This window comes from Arenimonas alkanexedens, from assembly GCF_054781355.1.
This window is the reverse complement of sequence record NZ_BAAGUO010000007.1, coordinates 1-19,792: the sequence shown is the minus strand read 5'-3', so window position 1 is coordinate 19,792 and position 19,792 is coordinate 1. Positions and strand designations below refer to the sequence as shown.

General features: G+C 68.1%; 23 protein-coding genes, 1 tRNA gene, 1 other RNA gene and 1 pseudogene. 13 read left to right on the top strand and 13 right to left on the bottom strand.

Going from position 1 to position 19,792, the window contains the following annotated elements:
- Window positions 1-24: 24 nt before the first annotated feature.
- Both ACYVGY_RS12220 and ACYVGY_RS12215 read left to right on the top strand, forming a co-directional pair.
- Window positions 25-510, top strand: a complete 486-nt coding sequence (locus tag ACYVGY_RS12220) for a hypothetical protein (RefSeq protein WP_460457772.1) — start codon at window positions 25-27, stop codon at window positions 508-510.
- Window positions 507-1,082, top strand: coding sequence for a Maf family protein (locus tag ACYVGY_RS12215; RefSeq protein WP_460457771.1), 576 nt, complete (start codon window positions 507-509; stop codon window positions 1,080-1,082). The genes ACYVGY_RS12220 and ACYVGY_RS12215 overlap by 4 nt, the downstream gene beginning before the upstream one ends.
- Here the strand turns inward: ACYVGY_RS12215 and ACYVGY_RS12210 are convergent.
- On the bottom strand, window positions 1,067-2,914 hold the full coding sequence (locus ACYVGY_RS12210; protein WP_460457770.1) for an ArnT family glycosyltransferase: 1,848 nt from the start codon (window positions 2,912-2,914) through the stop codon (window positions 1,067-1,069). The two genes, ACYVGY_RS12215 and ACYVGY_RS12210, sit on opposite strands and share 16 nt — an antisense overlap.
- Window positions 2,915-2,966: 52 nt before the next feature.
- Between ACYVGY_RS12210 and ACYVGY_RS12205 the strand changes: the two genes are divergently transcribed.
- Genes ACYVGY_RS12205 through ACYVGY_RS12190 form a run of 4 tightly spaced genes read left to right on the top strand, consistent with a single transcriptional unit; the run spans window position 2,967 to window position 7,300 of the window.
- Complete coding sequence (locus ACYVGY_RS12205) at window positions 2,967-3,920, top strand: AAA family ATPase (RefSeq protein ID WP_460457769.1); 954 nt, start codon at window positions 2,967-2,969, stop codon at window positions 3,918-3,920.
- Between the two features lie 17 nt (window positions 3,921-3,937).
- Window positions 3,938-4,894 (top strand): DUF58 domain-containing protein, encoded by a 957-nt coding sequence (locus tag ACYVGY_RS12200; protein WP_460457768.1) that lies wholly within the window; start codon window positions 3,938-3,940, stop codon window positions 4,892-4,894.
- A gap of 4 nt (window positions 4,895-4,898) precedes the next feature.
- On the top strand, window positions 4,899-6,842 hold the full coding sequence (locus tag ACYVGY_RS12195) for a transglutaminase TgpA family protein (RefSeq protein ID WP_460457767.1): 1,944 nt from the start codon (window positions 4,899-4,901) through the stop codon (window positions 6,840-6,842).
- Window positions 6,839-7,300, top strand: coding sequence for a Slp family lipoprotein (locus ACYVGY_RS12190; protein WP_460457766.1), 462 nt, complete (start codon window positions 6,839-6,841; stop codon window positions 7,298-7,300). Before ACYVGY_RS12195 ends, ACYVGY_RS12190 begins: the two co-directional genes overlap by 4 nt.
- A 7-nt stretch (window positions 7,301-7,307) precedes the next feature.
- On the opposite strand, the gene ACYVGY_RS12185 is transcribed toward ACYVGY_RS12190, so the two are convergent.
- The 4 genes from ACYVGY_RS12185 to dnaX are packed head-to-tail and all read right to left on the bottom strand — an operon-like array spanning window position 7,308 to window position 10,326.
- Complete coding sequence (locus tag ACYVGY_RS12185; RefSeq protein ID WP_460457765.1) at window positions 7,308-7,649, bottom strand: histidine triad nucleotide-binding protein; 342 nt, start codon at window positions 7,647-7,649, stop codon at window positions 7,308-7,310.
- Between the two features lie 11 nt (window positions 7,650-7,660).
- Window positions 7,661-8,263, bottom strand: coding sequence for a recombination mediator RecR (recR, locus tag ACYVGY_RS12180; protein ID WP_460457764.1), 603 nt, complete (start codon window positions 8,261-8,263; stop codon window positions 7,661-7,663).
- A gap of 10 nt (window positions 8,264-8,273) precedes the next feature.
- Entirely contained in the window at window positions 8,274-8,600 is a 327-nt protein-coding gene (locus ACYVGY_RS12175; protein WP_460457763.1) for a YbaB/EbfC family nucleoid-associated protein, read from the bottom strand.
- 16 nt (window positions 8,601-8,616) lie between these two features.
- Entirely contained in the window at window positions 8,617-10,326 is a 1,710-nt protein-coding gene (dnaX, locus tag ACYVGY_RS12170) for a DNA polymerase III subunit gamma/tau (protein ID WP_460457762.1), read from the bottom strand.
- 139 nt (window positions 10,327-10,465) lie between these two features.
- Between dnaX and ACYVGY_RS12165 the strand changes: the two genes are divergently transcribed.
- A tRNA-Ser gene (locus ACYVGY_RS12165) sits at window positions 10,466-10,558 on the top strand.
- Between the two features lie 48 nt (window positions 10,559-10,606).
- Window positions 10,607-10,703, top strand: an RNA gene (gene ffs / locus ACYVGY_RS12160) — signal recognition particle sRNA small type.
- Between the two features lie 22 nt (window positions 10,704-10,725).
- Here the strand turns inward: ffs and ACYVGY_RS12155 are convergent.
- Genes ACYVGY_RS12155 through ACYVGY_RS12130 form a run of 6 tightly spaced genes read right to left on the bottom strand, consistent with a single transcriptional unit; the run spans window position 10,726 to window position 14,343 of the window.
- Window positions 10,726-11,145: a molybdenum cofactor biosynthesis protein MoaE gene (locus ACYVGY_RS12155; protein WP_460457761.1), complete on the bottom strand. Its 420-nt coding sequence runs from the start codon at window positions 11,143-11,145 to the stop codon at window positions 10,726-10,728.
- Window positions 11,142-11,378, bottom strand: a complete 237-nt coding sequence (locus ACYVGY_RS12150; RefSeq protein WP_460457760.1) for a MoaD/ThiS family protein — start codon at window positions 11,376-11,378, stop codon at window positions 11,142-11,144. Before ACYVGY_RS12150 ends, ACYVGY_RS12155 begins: the two co-directional genes overlap by 4 nt.
- Window positions 11,375-11,863: a cyclic pyranopterin monophosphate synthase MoaC gene (gene moaC, locus ACYVGY_RS12145; protein ID WP_460457759.1), complete on the bottom strand. Its 489-nt coding sequence runs from the start codon at window positions 11,861-11,863 to the stop codon at window positions 11,375-11,377. Before moaC ends, ACYVGY_RS12150 begins: the two co-directional genes overlap by 4 nt.
- A gap of 1 nt (window position 11,864) precedes the next feature.
- A complete protein-coding gene (moaA, locus tag ACYVGY_RS12140; RefSeq protein WP_460457758.1) occupies window positions 11,865-12,878 on the bottom strand; it encodes a GTP 3',8-cyclase MoaA in 1,014 nt (337 codons plus the stop codon).
- Complete coding sequence (locus ACYVGY_RS12135) at window positions 12,875-13,618, bottom strand: MBL fold metallo-hydrolase (protein WP_460457757.1); 744 nt, start codon at window positions 13,616-13,618, stop codon at window positions 12,875-12,877. The genes moaA and ACYVGY_RS12135 overlap by 4 nt, the downstream gene beginning before the upstream one ends.
- Window positions 13,615-14,343 carry a 3-deoxy-D-manno-octulosonic acid kinase gene (locus ACYVGY_RS12130; RefSeq protein ID WP_460457756.1) on the bottom strand — a complete coding sequence of 243 codons (729 nt, stop codon included), beginning with the start codon at window positions 14,341-14,343 and terminating at the stop codon, window positions 13,615-13,617. The genes ACYVGY_RS12135 and ACYVGY_RS12130 overlap by 4 nt, the downstream gene beginning before the upstream one ends.
- Before the next feature lie 24 nt (window positions 14,344-14,367).
- On the opposite strand from ACYVGY_RS12130, the gene ACYVGY_RS12125 reads away from it, so the two are divergent.
- Window positions 14,368-15,414, top strand: coding sequence for a glycosyltransferase family 9 protein (locus tag ACYVGY_RS12125; RefSeq protein ID WP_460457755.1), 1,047 nt, complete (start codon window positions 14,368-14,370; stop codon window positions 15,412-15,414).
- A 1-nt stretch (window position 15,415) separates the two neighbouring features.
- Here the strand turns inward: ACYVGY_RS12125 and ACYVGY_RS12120 are convergent, their stop codons facing one another.
- Complete coding sequence (locus ACYVGY_RS12120) at window positions 15,416-15,823, bottom strand: DUF6165 family protein (RefSeq protein WP_460457754.1); 408 nt, start codon at window positions 15,821-15,823, stop codon at window positions 15,416-15,418.
- 470 nt (window positions 15,824-16,293) lie between these two features.
- Between ACYVGY_RS12120 and ACYVGY_RS12115 the strand changes: the two genes are divergently transcribed.
- The 4 genes from ACYVGY_RS12115 to ACYVGY_RS12100 all read left to right on the top strand — a co-directional run bounded on the left by ACYVGY_RS12115 (window position 16,294) and on the right by ACYVGY_RS12100 (window position 19,707).
- On the top strand, window positions 16,294-17,661 hold the full coding sequence (locus tag ACYVGY_RS12115; RefSeq protein ID WP_460457753.1) for a tyrosine-type recombinase/integrase: 1,368 nt from the start codon (window positions 16,294-16,296) through the stop codon (window positions 17,659-17,661).
- Window positions 17,662-17,873: 212 nt separating this feature from the next.
- Entirely contained in the window at window positions 17,874-18,263 is a 390-nt protein-coding gene (locus tag ACYVGY_RS12110) for a hypothetical protein (RefSeq protein ID WP_460457752.1), read from the top strand.
- A 71-nt stretch (window positions 18,264-18,334) separates the two neighbouring features.
- Window positions 18,335-18,547, top strand: a complete 213-nt coding sequence (locus tag ACYVGY_RS12105) for a helix-turn-helix transcriptional regulator (protein WP_460457751.1) — start codon at window positions 18,335-18,337, stop codon at window positions 18,545-18,547.
- A gap of 41 nt (window positions 18,548-18,588) precedes the next feature.
- The gene (locus tag ACYVGY_RS12100) at window positions 18,589-19,707 is read left to right on the top strand and encodes a DUF3987 domain-containing protein (protein WP_460457750.1); all 1,119 of its coding nucleotides are present in this window, start codon (window positions 18,589-18,591) and stop codon (window positions 19,705-19,707) included.
- Here the strand turns inward: ACYVGY_RS12100 and ACYVGY_RS12095 are convergent.
- A pseudogene (locus ACYVGY_RS12095) lies at window positions 19,671-19,792 on the bottom strand (IS3 family transposase); the annotation flags it as partial. The gene ACYVGY_RS12100 and the pseudogene ACYVGY_RS12095 overlap by 37 nt on opposite strands.

The following is a 19,792-nucleotide window of genomic DNA, read 5'->3' as shown; positions in this document are numbered from 1 at the left end:
CCGGCTGTCGTTCGGAAGCCGCACATGCCCAATTTCGTCGTCCTGGCCGGCCTGGCCTTCCTGGCCTTGGCCCTGCCCCTGACCTGGTGGCTGCTGCGCAGCCGCCGCCGCGACCGCGCCCTGCACCGCCTGCTCGACCTGGCCGACGAGATGCAGGCGCTGCTGGATCGGAGCCAGAAGCAGATGCTGGCCATGCAGGCCGTGGTGGGGCGGGTTCCGGCCGATATCGCTGCCGTGGCCCACGCCTCGCTCGACCGCAGCCTGCCGATCCGGGACGCCAAGCGCGACATCCTGCAGCACCGGCTCTGGATCCAGAAGCACAGCGCCACGGCCAGCCAGGCCGAGCTCGACACCGCCTGCGGCGCGCTGGAGCGGGCCCGGGCCAAGCTCTCGGTTCAGCTGACTGAACTCGAACGCGCCGGCGCCGACCTGGCCGCCGCCACCGAAGCCACCGCCGAGGCTGCGCGCCGCGAACCGCCGGCCCTGCGCCGGGACGCCGGCCAGCCATGACGCCGCTGGTGCTGGCATCGACCTCGCGCTATCGCCGCGAACTGCTCGAGCGCCTGGGCCTGCCCTTCACTGTCGCCCGGCCGGACGTGGACGAGACACCGCAAGCGAACGAAGCGCCCGCCACCCTCGCCCGCCGCCTGGCCGAGGCCAAGGCCTGGGACGTGGCCAGGCACCATCCCGGCGCCTGGGTGTTGGGCTCGGACCAGGTCGCCGACCGGGATGGCCTGCCCCTGGGCAAGCCCGGCGACCGCGACACGGCCAGGCGCCAGCTGGCCGCCGCGTCTGGGCGCGAGGTCCTGTTCCACACCGCGTTCTGCCTGGTGCGCGACGACGCGCCCGCCCTGGCCGGCCTGGACCTGACCCGGGTGCGGTTCCGGGACCTCGAAGAAGATGAAATCCTGCGCTACCTCGACGCTGAACAGCCCTTCGACTGCGCCGGCAGCTTCAAGTGCGAGGGTCTGGGCATCAGCCTGTTCGAAGCCATCGAAAACCAGGACCCGACCGCCCTGGTCGGGCTGCCCCTGATCGCCGTCGCCCAAGCCCTTCGCAGCGCCGGTTACCGGCTGCCCTGATCGGCGATGCGGACCCGCTGGGCCGGCCAGACTTCGATGCTACCGTCCCGGCCGTGCAGCGACAGGCCCAGCCAGTGCTCGCCCGGCGGCAAGCGGTCGGCGGGCAGCCTCACCCGAAAGCCGACCCGCGCGTCCTCGTCAGCCAGCCCCCAGTAGTCCAGCACGTCCGGCCGCGCGATCGTGGGACTGACGCTGGCGATGACCGCATCGTCCAGGGTCACGTCCACACGCGCGACGCCACCGCCGGGCTTGAGCGCCCAACCACTCACCTCGGCATCCACCAGCGCGCCACCCGGCAGCGGCGAATCGATCCAGGCCAGCGCCGGCAGCGCGCAGCCCTCGGCGCCGGGCAGCATCCGGAACAACAGGAAGCGTTTGCGCCCCTGGTCCACGTTCAGCACCTCGGCGGGTGGCAAGGCGACGGCGCGCGCGCACAGTTCCCGATAGCCCTGCAGACGCTGTTTCAGCGGGCGCGCAGTGTCTTCCACCACCAGCAAGACCGGCGCGACGCCCCAGTCCGCGCGCCCGGCGCTGAGCAGCCCCCAGTCCCGCAGCTGCACCGCCCGACCGTGCTTGGCGTTGAGCGGATGCTCGAGCACGACCACGTCACCGCGATCGAGCGCGAACGCCAGTTGGGCACCCAGCATGAAGTTGTCCGCCACCAACACGGTGTCGTCCGGCATCCGCGCCAGGGCATGGTCTACGTGCCGTGTGATCTCCGCCCAGCCGGAAAAATTGTCGGCATAGGCCGGCCCGGTTGCCAGCCAGGCGCGGCCCTCGACGCGCGCCACCGTGACCAGATAGGCGAAGGCCAGCACCAGCCCCGCCAGCGTGGTCGCGAACAGCGCACGCCGCGTGCCGCGGGACCAGCCCGCCAGCACCGCCGGCGCCACGCAGGCCAGCAGCAGCCAGCCCGGCAGCGGCCAGTGGAAGCTCACCCGATCGGTATCGGCCACGAAGCCCAGCAGGAAGTAGCCGGGCACCGCCACCGCGGCCATGCCCAGCACGAAGCGCCAGGGCACGCCATCGTCGGCATCGCGCCGGCGCCAGGCCAGTACCAGGGTCGCCAGCAGCAGCACGAACAGCAGCGGCGTCAACATCAGCGCCTGCACCAGTGGCCACCACAACCCCTCGGACTGCAGCTGCCAGGGATGCCGGTCCACGAACTGGAAGCCGAGTCCGGCGCCGGCATGCGCCAGGTTCCAGGCCATCAGCGGCCACCAGGCCGAGGCCCCCACGGCCAGCGCAAACCAAAGCGACGGTTCGCGCAGCAGGGCCCGGCCGCGCGGATCCATCAGCAGACCTACGGCGCCGGCTACGACCACCAGCGCGAAGCGGTAGTGCGACAGCGCACCCAGGGCCAGCCCCAGCGCCAACTGAAGTGCCGCCGGCCAAGAGGCGCGCTGCAGCATCCGCGCAAAGGCGTCCACGCACACCAGGGTGGCAAACAGCATCGGCACATCCGGAAGCGCCAGCACGCCCATCAGCCCCGACAGCGGCATCAGCAGCGCAATCAAGCCCGCCTGCCAGCCCGCGGCGGCGCCGAACCAGCGTCGCGCGATCACCACCACCAGCCAGGGCAGCGCCGCGCCCAGCAGCAGGAAGGGCGCCCGCATCGCCAGCGGCTCCATGCCGCCGACCGCGGTGCCGCATCGGATCAGCCAGGCGGTGAGTCCGGGCAAATCCGAATAGGCCCAGGCCAAACGCCGCGACTCGAGGGCATAGAAGGCTTCGTCGCCGAAGGGCAGCAGCGACAGCGCCAGCCAGAACTTGGCCAGCAACAGCAGCGCCCACGCCGCGATGAACTTCACGCGCACGGAACTCAGGGCCATGCCAGCATCCGGGGAGTTATCCTTCTGAACAGATACGGAGCCAACGCAATCCATGCACGCGCAGCCCACCGACGCCAACATCCTAACCGACGCCACGCGCCAGGCCCTGGGCGATGCGCTGGCCCAAGTGAACCGACTGGTGCTGGGCAAGCCGCGCGAAGTGAGCCTGGCCTTCACGACCCTGCTGGCCGGCGGCCACCTGCTGATTGAAGACCTGCCCGGCTTGGGCAAGACCACCCTGGCGCGCGCGATGGCGGCGACCCTGGGCCTGGACTTCCAGCGCATGCAGTTCACTTCCGACCTGCTGCCCTCGGACATTCTCGGCGTGTCGATCTTCGACCAGACCGCGCGCGAGTTCCGCTTTCACCCGGGTCCGGTATTCACCCAGCTGCTGCTGGCCGACGAAATCAACCGCGCGCCGCCGCGCACGCAGAGCGCCCTGCTCGAGGCGATGGCCGAACACCAGGTCACGGTGGACGGCACCTGCCACGTACTGCCGCAGCCTTTCTTCGTGGTCGCCACCCAGAATCCGGTGGACCTGGCGGGCACCTTCCCGCTGCCGGATTCGCAAATGGACCGTTTCCTGATCCGGCTCAAGTTGGGCTATCCCGACGCCGACGCCGAGCGCGAAATGCTGGCGGGCGAAGACCGACGCGACCTGATTTCGCAGAGCCTGCCGCTGCTGGGCAGTGACCAACTGCTGTCGCTGCGCGCGGCCGTCGAACAGCTGCACGCCAGCCCGGCGCTGGTGAACTACGTACAGGCCTTGCTGCAGGAAAGCCGCCGGCATCCGGGCGTGCAGGTCGGCCTGTCGCCGCGTGCCGGCCTCGGCCTGCTGCGCGGCGCGCGTGCCCACGCCCTGCTCGATGGCCGCAGCCACGTGCTGCCCGAGGACGTGCAGGCACTGTTCGCGCAGGTTGCCGCGCACCGCCTGGTGCCCGAGTCGGAGGCGGAGGGACGCGACGCACTGGCCGACAGCATCCTGCGCACGGTGGCGGTGGACTGAATCCGGTGGCGCGGCCCTTGGACCTCGTTGAACGACTCAGCGAGCGGCTGGCCCGGCTGCCGCTGGTGCGGCCGCGCCAAGCGGAATCGCTGCCGGCGCAAATCGACCGTCGCCGCGTTTACATCCTGCCTACCGGCTTCGGCCTGTTTCTGGCCGTGATGCTGCTGACCATGCTGGTGGGTGGCCTGAACTACAACAACAACCCGGCCCTGCTGCTCGCCTTTGTAGTGATGGCGGTGGTGCACAACAGTCTCGTGCATGCGCATCTGACGCTGTCCGGAATCCGACTGATCGCCCTGCACGCCGAGCCCGTCCACGCGGGCCGACGAATCCGCCTGCGCTTCGCCTTCGACGCCGCCGGCCAGCGCCGCCGTCCCGGCCTGGAGCTGCGTGCCGGCGAAGATGAAGCCTTCTTCGACCTGATGCCCGGCGAGCGCACCGAAGTCGTGCTCTCGCTGCCCACGGACCGGCGCGGCTGGCTGCCGCTGGATCGCGTGCGTCTTTGCACCGTGCGGCCGTTCGGGCTGGCGCGGGCCTGGAGCTGGCTGCGGCCCAACACCCGGCTACTGGTGTACCCGACCCCCGAAGCGAAGGCCGTGCCCCTGCCGGACCTGGGCGGCGACGGCCAGGCCACGCGCGCGCGCAGCCACGGCGAGCAGCCGCACCAGCTGCGCGACTATCGCTTCGGCGACACCCTGCGCCAGGTGGCGTGGAAGACGTCGGCGCGCATGGATCGCCTGCTGGTGCGCGAATACGAGTCCACGGCCCGCAGCGAGATCGAGCTCGACTGGTACAGCCTCGCCCAACTCGACCCCGAGGCACGCATCCGCCGCCTGACCCGCTGGGTGCTCGAGGCCGAGCGCCAGGACCGTCGCTTCAGCCTGCGCCTGCCCAAGGCGCGGCTAGGCCCGGCATCCGGCCCCGAACACCGCCATGCCTGCCTGCGCGCCCTGGCGCTGCTGCCCCATGGCTGAGCGCATGCCCCCCCGCGTACGGCGCTGGTGCATGGCGGCCGCCATGGCCTGCCTGCTGCCGCTGCTGCTGCAGGTACGGCTTGAACTCGCGCTGGGCCTGGTGGCATTGGCGGCCGTGGGCATCGCCGTGCCGCGGCAGTGGCCGGCGGCCCTGCGCATGTTGCTGGTGCTGCTGGTCATCGGCTACGTGCTGGTCAGCCACGGCTTCAGCATCGGCCGGGACACCGGCTGTGCCCTGCTGGCGGCGATGCTGGTGCTGAAGATCTTCGAAACCCGCGATCTGCGCGATGCGCGCAGCCTGCTGGGGTTCTCGCTGTTCGCTCCGTTCGCCGCCTTCCTGCAGGACCAGGGGCCGCTGTCGATGGCGCTGGCCCTCCCTGCCATAGGCCTGATGCTGCTGTCGCTGTCGGTGCTGGCCGAACACCGCCCGGGCGCGCCGGTGCCGGCCTTCAACCGACGCCGCGTCGGGCTCGCCGCGGCCGCGATCGGCATGTCGCTGCCGCTGGCGCTGGCCGGGTTCTGGCTGTTCCCCCGACTGGGCAGCCCGCTCTGGGGCATGCCCGAAAACGCGGTCGGCCGCAGCGGACTCAGCGACCAGATGACGCCGGACCAATGGGTCGAAATGTTTGCCGACGGCAAGCCGGCGCTGCGGGTCCGCTTCCTTGACGGCGAACCGCAGCGCAGCGAGATGTACTGGCGGGCCCAGGTACTTTGGGAGTTCGACGGCCGCACCTGGAGCCGCGGCAATGTCCGCGTGGCGAGCCAGGCGCCGTCGATCCAGCCGCGTTCGCCGGCCCTGCGCTATCAGGTCTCGATGGAGCCGACCGATCGCCGCTACCTGCCCATGCTCGATACGCCATTGGCGGCGCCGCCCGACAGCGAGCTCGGCAGCGACCTGACGGTACGCCCGGTGCGCCCGGTCAGCAGCCTGCTGCGCTACGACGCCACCGCGGTGTTGCGCGCCGACGTCGGCGACCCGCTCGCGCCGCTCGAGGCACGCGCGGCCCTGTCGCTGCCCGCGGACCTGAACCCGCGCACGCGCGCGCTGGCGGCGCAGTGGCGCGCGGAGGCTGCCGGCGACGACGAGGCGGTGGTGCGCCGCGCCCTGGCCTGGATCGGCGAGGAGTTCAGCTACAGCCTCAACGTGCTGCCCAGCGGGCGTGATGCGGTGGACGACTTCCTGTTCGAAACCCGGGTCGGCTTTTGCCAGCATTTCAGCTCGGCCTTCGCCACCCTGATGCGCGGTGCCGGCATCCCCAGCCGCGTGGTGATCGGCTATGCCGGCGGCTACCGCAACCGCTACGGCGACTACTGGGTAGTGCGCGGCATGGATGCGCACGCCTGGAATGAAGTCTGGCTGGACGGCCGCGGCTGGGTTCGAGTGGACCCGACGGCTGCCGTGGCGCCATCGCGCATCCTGGACACCGTCGAGGACCTGGCCCGCGCCGAGTCGCTCTTGCCCGAGACCTTCTCGCCGCTGCGGGACATGGGCGACTGGATGCGTCGGGGCTGGAACGACTTCGTGCTCGGCTTCAACGCCGCGCGCCAGGCCAGCCTGCTGCGTCCGCTGGGCATCGACCAGGCCAGCACCGGCCAACTGGGCGCGGCCTTCGCGATCGGCGCCGGCCTCGCCCTGGCCCTGACCCTGTGGGTATTGATGCGGGGCCGTCCGACGCCGCGCCACCCGGTGGACGCCGCCTGGCTGGCGTTGGTGCGGCGGCTGCGCCGCGCCGGCATCATCAAGGCCGCGCACGAGCCGCCACTTAGCTTCGGCGCACGACTGGCGGCCGTGCTGCCGGCGCAGGCCACGGCGATCAGCATGCTCAGCCGGCGTTACGCCGACTGGCGCTACGCTCCGGGCGGATTAGCCTCCGCCGACGAGGCGCAGCTCGCCCGCGACCTGCTCGCCTTCCGGCCCACCGCGCCACGCCAGGGAGCCACACCATGAATCGAATGCTGATTGTCGCCGGCGTGCTGCTGTTGTCCGGCTGCGTCACGGCGCCCAAGCCGCTGCAGGGCGACTACGCCGCCGCGACCCCGCGCGAGGCCCAGCAGTCTGATCTGAGCGGGCAGCGCGTGCGCTGGGGTGGCCGCCTGCTCGAGGTCGAACGCTTCGAAGCCCACACCTGCTTCCTGATGGTCGGCGAGCCGCTGGGCGAAGACGCCCGGCCGTATGCGCGCAGCCAGGGCCAGGGCCGTTTCCTGGCCTGCCGCGCGGGCAGCTACGATCCCGCCGTGTTTGCACCGGGCCGCTCGATCACCTTCACGGGCACGCTGGCCGGCAGCGACGTGCACGAAATCGCCGGCGGCTTCCGCCTGCCGCTGCTCGAAGCGGACGTGGTCTACCTGTGGCCGGAGCCGGTCGGCGCCGCCCGGGTTCGTCCCGCGTCGCCTTACACCTGGTAGCGCCGGCTCAACCGGGCGGCCAGGCCATCGGGCGGCCGCCCAGCAGGTGCAGGTGGATGTGGAACACGGTCTGGCCGCCGTCGCCGTTGCAGTTCATCACCACGCGGTAGCCATCCTCGGCGAAGCCCTCGCGCTTGGCATAGGCGGCCGCCGCCATCGCCAGGCGGCCGACCACCGCTTCGTCACCCGCGCCCAGATCGTTGAGCGTCGCCACCGGCTGCTTGGGTATGAACAACACATGCACCGGCGCCTGCGGATGGATGTCGCGGAAGCCCAGCACGTGTTCGTCCTCGAAGACGATGTCGGCGGGAATCTCGCGCGCGATGATCTTGTCGAAAATCGTGGCCATGGCGGTGTCCTTCAGAACGGAATTTCGGTGCGCGACCCGAAGGCGTGCGCCAGCGTGCCGCGGTCGACGTATTCCAGTTCGCCACCAATGGGTACGCCGTGCGCGAGACGACTGGGCCGCACGTTCGCCTGCCGGGCCAACTGGGCCAGGTAGTGCGCGGTGGCTTCGCCCTCGACGGTGGGATTGGTGGCGATGATCAGCTCGCGGGCTTCGCCGCTGGCCAGTCGCTCGGCCAGCTTGTCCAGGCCCAGTTCGCGCGGACCAATGCCGTCGAGCGGCGACAGCCGCCCCTGCAGCACGAAGTAGAGCCCGCGATAGCCGGTGGCCTGCTCGATCACCAGCCGGTCGGCCGGTGATTCGATGGCGCACAGCAGGCTGCGGTCACGCGAACTGCTGGCGCAGATCGGGCACAGCGGCGTTTCGCTGAAGTCGCGACAGGACTCGCAGTGGCCGACGCGCTCGACCGCCTCGGCCAGGGCGCCGGCAAGCCGCAGGCCGCCTTCGCGATCGCGTTCCAGCAAGTGATAGGCCATGCGCTGGGCGGATTTCTGCCCGACGCCCGGCAGGCAGCGCAAGGCCTCGATCAACTGTTCGAGCAGGGGCGAGGCGCTCATGCGGAAACGGTCAGAACATCCCCGGCAGCTTCATGCCCGGCGGGATCGGCATGCCGGCGGTAGCGGCGGACATGCGCTTCTGGCTTTCTTCGTTGGCCTTGTTCACGGCGTCGTTGAAAGCCGCGGCGATCAGGTCTTCGGCCATCTCCGGGTCGGCGAACACCGACGGGTCGATGCGCACGCTGCGGCACTCCATCTTGCCGCTCAGGGTGACCTTGACGACGCCGCCGCCGGACTGGCCCTGCACCTCGATGGTGGCCAGTTCGTCCTGGGCCTTCTTGAGGTTGTCCTGCATGCGCTGGGCCTGCTGCATGAGTTGGGCGATGTTGCCTCGCATGGTGTGTTCCTTCTGCTCAGTGGTCGTCCAGGGGACGGATGGATTCGGTAAGTACCGTGGCGCCCTGCTGAACCAGGTGGCTGACCACCGGGTCCGAACGGAAGGCGGTCTCGGCATCGGACTGCCGCTGACCACGTTCGCGCTCGGTGCGCGCGTGCAGGGTGTCGCCGGCGCTGGCGCTGGCGCGGGCGGATTCGAAGCGGATCTGCGGCGGCGCGCCGAGGGGCCCGGCCAAGGCCTGGGCCAACTGGCGTACCAGTCCATCGCTGCGCAGGTGATCGAAACTATCCGGCAGCGACAGCTGCAGCACGCCGTCGGCATGGCCACAGAAGGCGCTGTGGGCCGCCAGTTCGCGCACCGGCCCTTTCAGGCCGACGCTGGCGATCAGGGCCAGCCAGTCCTCGACATGGGCGAGGACGCCGCCAGCGACGACAGCGGCTGTCGGTGCTGCGGGTGCAGGCTGCGGCACGGGCGCTGCAGGCGCTGCGGCGGCCTGTGGGGAAGACTCCGGCGCGGCGCGCGGCGGCGGCGCAGCCATCGGCGAGACCCCGCCTGCGGGCTTTGCCGCGGGCCGGGAACCCGCGGCGGACGGGGTCGGTGCCGCCGCAGGCGCCACGCGCGCGGGACCCGGCTGCACGCCAGCCTGGTCGGCAGGACGGAAGGCCAGCATCCGCAGCAGCGACATTTCAAAGCCCGTGCGCGGGCTCGGCGCGAGGCCGAGGTCGCGACGGCCGGTGACGGCCATCTGGTACCAAAGCTGCACCAGCTCGGGCGAGAGGCGTCCGGCAAGGGCCGCAACGTCAACGCGACCAGCGGGCGCCACGGCTCCCGGTACCAGCTGCTGCAGCTGGATCTGATGCAGGGCGGTGGCCAGGTCCTCGAGCACGTGGCCGAAGTCCGGTGAATAGGCCGCCAAGGCTTCAATACGGGCCATGAGCACCGCACCGTCGGAATCCGCCAGCGCATCGAGCACGGCGCCAACCTGGGCGCGGTCGACCGTGCCAAGCATCGCGGTGACGGCTTCCTCGCCCAGCTGGCCGCCGGTATAGGCGATGGCCTGGTCGAGCAGGGACAGACCGTCGCGCAGGCTGCCGTCGGCGGCGCGGGCCAGCAGCTCGACGGCACCGGCCTCGGCCGGAATGTTCTCGGCGGCCAGGATGCGGGTGATCTGGCCACCGATCTGGGCCTCGTCAAGGCGCCGCAGGTTGAACTGAAGGCAGCGCGACAGCACCGTGACCGGCAGCTTCTGCGGATCGGTGGTGGCGAGCAGGAACTTGACGTGTTCGGGCGGCTCTTCCAGCGTCTTGAGCAGCGCGTTGAAGGCGCTCTTGGACAGCATGTGCACTTCGTCGATCAGGTAGACCTTGGTCTTGCCCCGTGACGGCATGTACTGGGCGTTGTCGATCAGCTCGCGGACGTCGTCCACGCCGGTGTTGCTGGCGGCGTCGATCTCGAGCAGGTCAACGTAGCGGCCGGCGTCAATGTCGCGGCAGGCCGCGCATTCGCCGCAGGGCTCGGCGCTGCTGCCGCGCTCGCAGTTGAGCGACTTGGCGAAGATACGGGCGATGGTGGTCTTGCCGACGCCACGCGTGCCGGTGAACAGGAAGGCGTGGTGGACCTTGCCGCTTTCCAGGGCATTGCTGAGCGCGCGCACCACATGTTCCTGCCCCACGAGTTCAGAGAAGCGCCGGGGGCGCCATTTTCGGGCGAGTACAAGGTAGGACATGCGGGGGCTCACGAGGGGTCGGGACCGGCCTGACCATTGTGCCAACCCCCCCGCCCCCCGGCCAGCAGGAATCACCGTGCTTGTCGCCGCCCCCGGCGACAGGTATTCTTTCCGGCTTGTTTCAGGCGGTTATCTCTGCGGAGAGATGTCCGAGCGGTTGAAGGAGCACGCCTGGAAAGTGTGTAAACGGCTAAACCCCGTTTCGAGGGTTCGAATCCCTCTCTCTCCGCCATTCTTCAAACGGCGCGCCCGTGGCGCGCCGTTCGCTTCAATGGTGGCCCCGTCGGCCCCCCGCGACGCTAGTCCGAAAACTCCGCCAGGGCCGGAAGGCAGCAACGGTATTGGATGACGCGGGCGCCGGGGTAAGCCGGCGGGGACACCGCCCCCGGGCGCAGCCCCTCAAATCTCTGGATGCAGCCAGTCAGCCGCGCCCGAGACGTAGCGTTCGCGTTTCCAGATGGGGACCCGGGTCTTCACTTCGTCGATGATCCAGCGGCAGGCGTCGAAGGCCGGGCCGCGGTGGCCGGCGCTGACGCCGACCCAGACCGCCAGGTCGCCGATCGCCAGTTCGCCCGTGCGGTGCACGCAGGCCGCAGCGGTGATGTCGAAGCGCTGCAGCGCCTCGGCGAGGATACCCTCGCCCTCCGACTCCGCCAGCAGCTGGTAAGACTCGTAGAACAGCCCCTGCACCGCGCGACCGTCGTTGTGGTCGCGCACCCAGCCCTCGAAACTGGCGTACGCACCGGCGCGGTCGTCGAGCAGGCCCGACCGAAGTGGCGCGATTTCGAAAACCTCGGTGGCGATAGTGAAGCGCTTCATCCGCCCGATACCGGCGGAATGAAGGCGATCTCGCAGCCGTCGCCCACCCGCGCATCCCAGGCCGCGAACGCACCGTCCACGGCGACCCGCAGCTTTTCCGCCGGTAACGCGAAGCCATGCCGCGCGCGAAGTTCGGCGTAGAGCGCAGGCAGCGACGCCGGAACCGGCAGAGTCTCGCTGTCGCAGCCGGCGGCGTCGCGCAGGCTGGCGAAATACAGCACGGTCACGCTCATGCCCGGGCTCCGCCGAAGTCGCGCTTGCCGCCGCGCTTGGCCAGCACTTTCGCCGGCCCGATCACGATCGCATGCGACAAGGCCTTGCACATGTCGTACACCACCAGCGCCGCCACGGTGGCGCCGGTGAGCGCCTCCATCTCGACGCCCGTGCGGTGGCTGGTGCGCACGCCGCATTCAATGCGCAGCACCGACTCACCGGCCCAGGCCACGTCAAAACGACAGCCCTCGATCGGCAGCGGATGACAGAACGGCACCAGCTCGTGCGTACGCTTGACCGCCATGGTGCCGGCGATGATCGCCGTATCCACCACCGCGCCCTTGGCCGTGGCCATGCCGGCCTTGCGCAGCGCCGCGGCCACGGCGGCGGGAAAGCGCACGCGGCACTCGGCGACCGCCTCGCGCGCGGTGACCGCCTTGGCCGAGATATCCACCATCGCCGGCCGCCCAGCTTGATCCACGTGGGTGAGTTTTCGCGTCGCCATGTCAGCCGCCTATGAAGAACATTTCGATTTTCTTGCGCTCCGGTGCCGAGGCCCGCAGCTCGCTGTAGCGATCGGCGCGCTGGCGCCAAAGCTCAGTCAGGTGCGCAGCCAACGCGTCCTCGCCGCGACCGATGTGCTCGCGCAGCGGCTGGCCCTGGGTCGCGAACAAACAGGTGAAAAGCTGTCCGTCGGCCGACAGCCGGGCGCGGTGGCAGTCGCCGCAGAACGGCGCGCTGACCGAGCTGACAAAGCCCAGCTCACCCTGCCCGTCCACGTAGCGATGCCGCGAGGCGACTTCACCGCGATAGGTTGCCCCCACCGGCAGCAGCGGCCAGCGCGCGGCGATGCGGTCGCGCAGCTCGGCCGAGGGCAGTACGCCCTCGCGCTTCCAGCCGTTGCAGCTGCCCACGTCCATGTACTCGATGAAGCGCAGCACATGCGGCGTTCCGCGGAAATGCCCGGCCAGCGCCAAGGCCTGGTCTTCGTTGACGCCGCGCTGGATGACGCAATTGATCTTCAAGCGCGGGAAGCCGGCCGCCTCGGCCGCGGCGATTCCCGCCAGCACGTCGTCCAGCTTGCCGCGGCCGCCGGAGAGCGCGGTGAACTGCGCGGGGTCCAACGAATCCAGGCTCACCGTCAGCCGGTGCAGGCCAGCTTCACGGAAAGCTTTTGCCTGGGATGCCAGCAGCGAGCCATTGGTCGTCAGCGCCAGATCCTCGACGCCGGGAATGGCCGCCAGTCGCGCCACCAGCGTGGGCAGCCCCTTGCGCAGCAGCGGCTCGCCGCCGGTGAGACGCAGCTTGCTTACGCCCAGCCGCACGAAGGCGCGCACCGCCGTCTCGATCTCGTCGAAGTCGAGTCGCCGGGCGCGATCGAGCGCCGTTTCCTCCGGCGTCAGGCCTTCGGGCATGCAGTAAGGGCAGCGGTAGTTGCAGGTTTCAATCACCGACACGCGCAGGTCGTGCAGGGGCCGGCCCAGGCCGTCGCGCGGCAGCAGGTCGCCGGGTGCCGTCACGGCGTCGGGTCGGCCAAGGCCAGCACGTCGCCGGCGCGGGCCACCTGGTGCCCGCGCGCGCGCAGTGCCTCGGCATCAGCCTCGGAGGCGTAGTGATAGAGAACGCAGCGCGACAGCAGCGCGGGCGCGTACTCACGTTCCAGGTCGTCGATACCGCTGTGCGAAGGGTTGCCGTGCAGCGCACAGTCGTGCGCCACCTGCTCGCCGGACGCGGCGAACTTCGCCAGCATTTCCGGAATCGGCCGGGTGTCGCCGCTCCAGACCACGCTGCCGGGCAGGCGCAGGCCGAAGGCGGTGTCAGGAAAGTGGTGGCGCACCGGGAACACGTCGTACCACTGCCCGGCATGCCAGAAGCCGCGCGTCACCGGCACCAGATGGAAGGCATCCCACCAATTCGCGTCGCCCTCGGCAATCACGCCGGGGTAGTCGGCCAGGCGCGACTGCAGGTGCGGCAGCACCCCCACCGGCACGTAGAGCCTTACCTTGCCGCAGCGTGCAGGGTCGAAAAATGTGGCGAAGAAAAGCCGCTCCAGCCCGGCGATATGATCCATATGCGCATGGGTGATGAACAGCGCATCGGGAAGCCCGCCAAAGGCCTGCTGGTAGGCGGTCAGGGCCTCCTGGCCGCAGTCGATCATCAGCACCGGCGCCTTGTCCTTGAGCAGGACGCCCGAGGCGGAACCCAGCTGCGCCGCCGCCTGCGAATTGCCTACGCCGAGAAAATGAAGCGACCAACTCATGGGGCGATTCCTTGGTAAGCGGCCTGTAGCCGCGCGAATCCGGGACGCCAGCGTTCGTCGCCCTTCGACAGTTTGGCCAGCGAGCGCGCGAGGCGGCGCAGGTTGGCCTGGCACCACGCGCCAGGCGCGCGACGACGCCCGCGATCGAAATCGATCAGCCAGGCATCGTTGCTCGCATCAATCAGGATGTTGTGGGCATTGAGGTCGGCGTGATCGATACCGGCCGCATGGAAGCGCGCCAGCATCGCGCCGACCGTCTCCCAGGGCGCCGCATCGGCGTCATCGCCCAGCCACAGCGCCAGCGCACGTACCGCCGGGATGCGCTCCACCAGCAGCGCCGCGCGATAGCCCAGGCCGCGGCGCCAGTAGGCGGCCGCCAGCGGCGCCGGCACCGGCAGGCCTTCGCCGTGCATGGCGGCCAGCAGCCGGAATTCGGCCACGCTGCGTACGGCGCCTTCGCCGCGCCACAGGTAGGTGGCACGGCTCAAGCGCGCCGCCAGGCCACCTCGACGGTAGTGCCTGAGCACCGCCTCACCGAAGTCAGCACCGACGAACCAAGCCGCGCCGCGGCCGCCGGCCTGGACCGGCTGGGCCCGTTCGCCGTAGTGCGCAGCATCGAACAGCGCCGGCGCGGCTTGCTGCACCCGCGCCGGGTCGAACACAATCGTGCCCTGCCCGCGCGCGTCGCGGAAAGGCTGCTGGCGCTCAAGGGCGGCGACGGTCACTTCCATTCGAGGCCAGTTTAACCAATGCCCGTGAACAACGCGCCGCGATCCCTCTGCCTGCTGCGGCTCTCGGCCCTGGGTGACGCCACCCACGCCCTGGCCCTGGTGCGCCAACTCCAGCACGCCTGGCCCGAGCTGCCGATCACCTGGATCCTCGGAAAAGCTGAAGCGAAGCTGCTCGCAGGCCTGGACGGTGTCGAACTCATCGAGTTCGACAAGAAGGCCGGCCTGACGGCCTATCGCGACCTGCGCACGACCCTGGCCGGTCGCCGCTTCGACGTGCTGCTCAATCTTCAGCTGGCGCTGCGGGCCGGCCTGGCCTCGACCGCCGTCAAGGCCGATCGCCGCATCGGCTACGACCGCGGCCGCAGCAAGGAAGGCCATTCGCTGTTTATCAGCGAACGCATCCCGGCCGGCGGCCAGCACGTCCTCGATGCCTTCCTGCAGTTCCTGCAGCCACTCGGACTGGCGCGCCAGCCGGTGCAGTGGCGCCTGCCCGTGCCCGCGGCTGCGCAGGCCTGGGCCGCCGAGCAGCTGCCCGGCGACCAGGCCACTCTTTTGATTTCGCCCTGCTCGAGCCATGCGCTGCGCAACTGGCGGCCCGAACGCTACGCGGCGGTGGCGGACCATGCCGCATCGCAGGGCTGGCGGGTAGTGATCTGCGGTGGCCGCAGCACGCTGGAGCGGGACACCGCCGACGCCATCCTCAGCGCCATGCAATCCCCGGCACGGGACCTGGTCGGCAAGGACACCTTCAAGCAGCTGCTGGCCCTGCTGGGGCGCGCGACGCTGGTGATGTCGCCCGACTCCGGCCCCGCGCACATGGCCAACGCCATGGGCACCGCCGTGCTGGGCCTGCATGCCTGCACCGATGCCGAACGCTCTGGCCCCTACTCGGACCGGCGCTGGACGGTGAACCGCTACGCCGAGGCCGCGGAAAAATTCATGGGCAAGCCGGCTAGCCGCCTGGCCTGGGGCCGCCGGATCGAATTCCCGGGCGTGATGGACCTGGTGACCGTGGACGACGTGATCGCGCGCTTCGAGGCCTTTCGCCTCGAACGCGGCGCCTGACTCAGGGCGTGCTGCCGGCCCGGTAGTCCTGGTAGCTTTTTTCCTCGACGTAGGACGAGCCCAGCGCCAGGTTGATGTCTTTCTTGATGCGCGCGCGCTCGTCGTTCTCGAAGTAGACCGCGCGCGCCAGGCGCACGAACTCCGCGTCGAAGGACTGCGCCTTTTCCTTGAGCCGGATGTCATCCTCGATCACCCACAGCCGCTCGTTCACTGCCTTGAGGTCGGCGCGCAGCGCGGCGACGTCGGTGGCGGCCGCCGGATGCGCAGCCCACGTGGCATCAAGCGCCGCGAGCTCCTTGCGCACATTGGCCAGCTTGGCGGGGTCGGACATGCGCTCGGACTTGATCTGCAGGATCGCGATCTTGTCGAGCAGTTCGCCGAAGGAGACAGGAACGAGGATTTCGGACATGGGCTGGGAATCCGTGGGACAGGCCATCATCTTACCCGCCCTGTAGGAGGGCCTTCAGGCCCGAAGCTTTTCGCCCCCTGTAGGAGGGCCTTCAGGCCCGAAGCTTTTCGCCCCCTGTAGGAGGGCCTTCAGGCCCGAAGCTTTTCGCGCAAAAGCTTCGGGCCTGAAGGCCCTCCTACAGGGTTGGAAACAACAAGGCCCCGGAATCCGGGGCCTTGTCTGGGTATGGCGGAGAGGGTGGGATTCGAACCCACGGTTGGCTCACACCAACGCCTGATTTCGAGTGTGCTGTTGTTGCCGCCCTAAACCCTTGACTTGCATGGCTTTACAGCCCCAGAATGTGCGGTAAGTTATTGTTCCGATTGAGCTTTTTGGTGCACGGACGGTACAGTCGTGGTGCACCGGGGTTGCAAGCCCGGTGTACGAAAAACCGTACACAAGTCGTACACCACCGTACACAGGGGGCCGTCATGGCAAAGTTCAAGCTCACAGAAAGCTACATCAAGGCGTTGCCGCTACCGGCTGCGCACCACACGCTGCACCAGGACACGGAGGCACGCGGCCTTGCGGTCCGCATAACCCGTACCGGGGCGCGCTCGTTCCTGTTCTGCTATTCGTTTGACGGCCAAGAACGCCGCATGTCGCTGGGTCTTTGGGCACCGCCTGTCTCCAATAGGCTGGGAACTGCGGCCACCCGCAAACCCGGCGGATCTCTGGAGTGGGCACGGCAAGAGGTCGCACGGCTGCGCCTTATGGTGCAGGCAGGCCATGACCCCATGGAGCAGAAGCAGAGCGCGCGCGCCGTGCGGGATGCCGCGCGGCAGCAGGCAGCCAAAGAAATCAACGTGGCCTCACTGGGCGCGCGATACATAGCGGAATGGGCGAAGCCGCGGAAACGTAGTTGGCAGGAGGACGAGCGCCGGCTGAACGCCTACGTGGTACCGGCGTGGGGAAGCAGGAAGGTCAAGGACATCACCCGTGCGGATGTGAGCGCGCTGGTGTCCCCAGTGGCCACAGGGGACAACGCCCGACCAGCCGAGGCAGGCGCGCGGCTGGCGCTAGTGCGTAAGCTGTTCTCTTTCGCCTTGGATCAGGGAATCATCGACGCGCACCCCTGCCTGCGCATGAAGTCGCCAGGCGGTAAGCCCGCCCCCCGAACGAGGGCGCTGACCACGGCGAGGGAACTGCGCATTCTCTGGCGCATTACTGAACCGGGCAGCGTGTGGACAAATGAGCCTGCAAACGGGCGACGCTTGTACAAAATTCGGGACCGCCGGTTCACACAGGTGCAAGCTGACGCGCTCCGGCTGGTGTTGCTAACTGGTGCGCGGGCCAGCGAAGTCACAGACCTGCCTTGGGTAGAAATCGACCTTGACGCGGCAACTTGGGTACTACCGCCGGCGCGTAGCAAGAACAAGCGCATGAACCTCGTGCCGCTGGTGCCTGCTGCTGTGGCCATGCTGCGCCGGCGGCGGGATGAATGCCCGGGAGAGTACGTGTTCCCCGCCATACGCCGCCCGCATCTCACTGACGCCGACCTTAGCCGACCCCTAAAAGGGGTGTGTTCACGGTTGGCGGCATTCGGTGTGTCCATGGCTCCGTTTACGCCCCACGACCTCCGCAGGACGGTAGAAACAGGAATGGCTGCTGCCAGAGTTCCGAAGGAGTACCGGGACAGGGTGTTAAACCACGTAGACGGCAGCGTGGGCGGCATGCATTACAACATGCATGATTATGAAGATGAGAAGCGTGGCGCGCTCGAAGCCTGGTCAAGGAGGCTCGAAGCAATGCTGACCGGGGAAGCGTCTAACGTGGTGCCGCTGCGGAGAATTGGCTAATGGTCGACATGTCCCGAAAGAACGGCCAGCCGCTGAACGCGGAGGCAATACGGCGGTGGCTGCGGCGCAAGCACCACACGCTCCTAACCACAGTGCATGACCACAAGCGACGTCCATACGAAGCAAGTCAGGCAGCAGCCTCCTTGCTTCGATGGTACGCGCATCACGAGTCACTTGAAGACCCCGCTGCGCAGGCGGAAGTGGAACGTGGAATGAAGCGAATCCTCTTGGAGACGGCACAATCGGGTCTGACGAAAGATGGTCGACGCTGGGTTAGCCCGCTGGACTACTTTGAAGTCGAGAGAAGAGTTCACCCGGGACGACCCGCTCAGGACGTAATGCAGAAGCGCGTCGAAGTACGGCGGGCCTATGGCGACTCGCTAAAATGGGAAGGCTTCTTGAGCTTCTTGACGACAGCGGACAAAAAAACGCTTCCCGTAGCGAAGAGGCCGGAGAACATCCAGAAGACAATGGAATGGGGTGTGGCCTACATTCGAAGCCTCTACGGAAAGGACATCTCGGAGGAAACCGCAGAAGCATGGCTTCGCGAATCCTTTGAGGAACTCCCATGGGACATGCCCGATCAGCCTATACGTTGGTAGTCCTATTGCGTACGAATTACGGCGGTGCGTTTTGGTAACTAATAGGTGCACCTTGTGAATCGGTGCACCTCATGCAAAACCCCAGCCGCGACCTCCTATTCGACTACCTCCCCGTGCCAGCGGCCGCTCGCGCGCTGCACGTACATCCTCATACCCTCAAGCGCTGGCGCTGGCGAAGCTACGGCCCCCAACCCGTAAAGGTGGGCGGCAGGCTGTTCTATAGGGTAAGCGATATTGAGGGCTGGCTGGCCTCGCTTGGCGAAGGCGGACGGGCCACCGCATGAGGATGCCGAAAAGTGAGTCGCTCCCAGAGTCGTTCGGAGTCGTGGAGTTCGACTTTACTGAGGAACAGGAAAGCGCTGAGGCAGATACGTCTGCCGTGCCTCCTGACGCCAGTCCGCTGCATCCGCCGCCCGGCCTCGTAGGCGAGCTCGCCACCTACTTCTTCGGCAGCGCGCGATATCCAATGAAGGAGGGCGCGCTGCTAGCAGCACTTGGCCTAATGGCCGGCATCGCAGGGCGCCATTTCAACTTCGATGGCACCGGCCTCAACCTATACCTGCTGCTGCTGGCAGAGAGCGGGCGCGGCAAGGAAGACATGCGAGGGGGAATTGACCGCGTGCTTTCCGCTATCCGTCCCAATATCGCATTGGTAGATGAATTCGTCGGCCCTGACAGCTTCGCAAGCGGGCAGGCCCTTGTCCGGGCGCTCGACAAGAATAGGGGATTCCTCTCTATCCAAAGCGAGTTCGGACTGCGAATTAAGCAACTCAATGACGTGCGTGCAAACGACTCTATGGTCGTGTTGAAACGTGTAATGCTCGACCTCTACGCCAAATCTGGCTGGAACAGCGTGCTGCGACCAACGGTGTATTCAGACAGCGAAAAGAACACTCGCCTAATCCAAGCCCCGTGTGTATCGATCCTCGGTGAGTCTACGCCAGGCCATGTCTACGACAATCTCTCGTTTCGGGACGTTGAAGACGGATTACTGCCGCGCTGTCTAATTCTCGAATGCGATGACCAGCGACCACGTGCCAACCCGGCAGCAGGTGCACCGCCATCAAATGAGTTGACCCAAAATGTCCGAACTCTTGTGGCCACCAGCCTCACAATGCGGCAGAACAATACGGTTCAGGAGGTGGCGGTCACGCCGGGTGCCGCTCTCGCCTTACAGGCGGTACAGGATTGGCTGGACGATGCATACAACAGCACAAGCCAGGAACCCCACGAACGCGCGCTGTGGAACCGGGCCGCGCTCAATATACGTCGCATTGCCGCCCTGCTCGCCGTTGGCTGCATGCCACCAAACGGGACGCCCATTATTGAAGAAACGCATGTGGACTGGGCAGAAGATTTTGTGGAGTGCTGTGTGGAAGGCTTGGCCGATAAGTTCCGCCAGGGGTTCTACCCCGTTTCCGCGGACGGTTTGATTAAGGTCTGAAACTCCCGATCACGCCGGGCAACTCTACGACGCATTCGCGGATTGTGGAACCGCTCCAGGTAGTCGAACAGGTCGGCACGCGCTT

What these genes read in the sequence shown, in the direction of transcription:
- ACYVGY_RS12185 (WP_460457765.1), bottom strand. Translation starts at nt 7,649, where the DNA reads ATGGCCACGATTTTCGACAAGATCATCGCGCGCGAGATTCCCGCCGAC.
- ACYVGY_RS12135 (WP_460457757.1), bottom strand. Translation starts at nt 13,618, where the DNA reads ATGAGTTGGTCGCTTCATTTTCTCGGCGTAGGCAATTCGCAGGCGGCG.
- ACYVGY_RS12115 (WP_460457753.1), top strand. Translation starts at nt 16,294, where the DNA reads ATGGCAAAGTTCAAGCTCACAGAAAGCTACATCAAGGCGTTGCCGCTA.
- ACYVGY_RS12125 (WP_460457755.1), top strand. Translation starts at nt 14,368, where the DNA reads ATGCCCGTGAACAACGCGCCGCGATCCCTCTGCCTGCTGCGGCTCTCG.
- ACYVGY_RS12105 (WP_460457751.1), top strand. Translation starts at nt 18,335, where the DNA reads ATGCAAAACCCCAGCCGCGACCTCCTATTCGACTACCTCCCCGTGCCA.
- ACYVGY_RS12210 (WP_460457770.1), bottom strand. Translation starts at nt 2,914, where the DNA reads ATGGCCCTGAGTTCCGTGCGCGTGAAGTTCATCGCGGCGTGGGCGCTG.
- ACYVGY_RS12120 (WP_460457754.1), bottom strand. Translation starts at nt 15,823, where the DNA reads ATGTCCGAAATCCTCGTTCCTGTCTCCTTCGGCGAACTGCTCGACAAG.
- ACYVGY_RS12220 (WP_460457772.1), top strand. Translation starts at nt 25, where the DNA reads ATGCCCAATTTCGTCGTCCTGGCCGGCCTGGCCTTCCTGGCCTTGGCC.
- ACYVGY_RS12110 (WP_460457752.1), top strand. Translation starts at nt 17,874, where the DNA reads ATGAAGCGAATCCTCTTGGAGACGGCACAATCGGGTCTGACGAAAGAT.
- dnaX (WP_460457762.1), bottom strand. Translation starts at nt 10,326, where the DNA reads ATGTCCTACCTTGTACTCGCCCGAAAATGGCGCCCCCGGCGCTTCTCT.
- ACYVGY_RS12215 (WP_460457771.1), top strand. Translation starts at nt 507, where the DNA reads ATGACGCCGCTGGTGCTGGCATCGACCTCGCGCTATCGCCGCGAACTG.
- ACYVGY_RS12150 (WP_460457760.1), bottom strand. Translation starts at nt 11,378, where the DNA reads ATGAGCGTGACCGTGCTGTATTTCGCCAGCCTGCGCGACGCCGCCGGC.
- ACYVGY_RS12195 (WP_460457767.1), top strand. Translation starts at nt 4,899, where the DNA reads ATGCCCCCCCGCGTACGGCGCTGGTGCATGGCGGCCGCCATGGCCTGC.
- ACYVGY_RS12155 (WP_460457761.1), bottom strand. Translation starts at nt 11,145, where the DNA reads ATGAAGCGCTTCACTATCGCCACCGAGGTTTTCGAAATCGCGCCACTT.
- recR (WP_460457764.1), bottom strand. Translation starts at nt 8,263, where the DNA reads ATGAGCGCCTCGCCCCTGCTCGAACAGTTGATCGAGGCCTTGCGCTGC.
- ACYVGY_RS12190 (WP_460457766.1), top strand. Translation starts at nt 6,839, where the DNA reads ATGAATCGAATGCTGATTGTCGCCGGCGTGCTGCTGTTGTCCGGCTGC.
- moaC (WP_460457759.1), bottom strand. Translation starts at nt 11,863, where the DNA reads ATGGCGACGCGAAAACTCACCCACGTGGATCAAGCTGGGCGGCCGGCG.
- ACYVGY_RS12175 (WP_460457763.1), bottom strand. Translation starts at nt 8,600, where the DNA reads ATGCGAGGCAACATCGCCCAACTCATGCAGCAGGCCCAGCGCATGCAG.
- ACYVGY_RS12205 (WP_460457769.1), top strand. Translation starts at nt 2,967, where the DNA reads ATGCACGCGCAGCCCACCGACGCCAACATCCTAACCGACGCCACGCGC.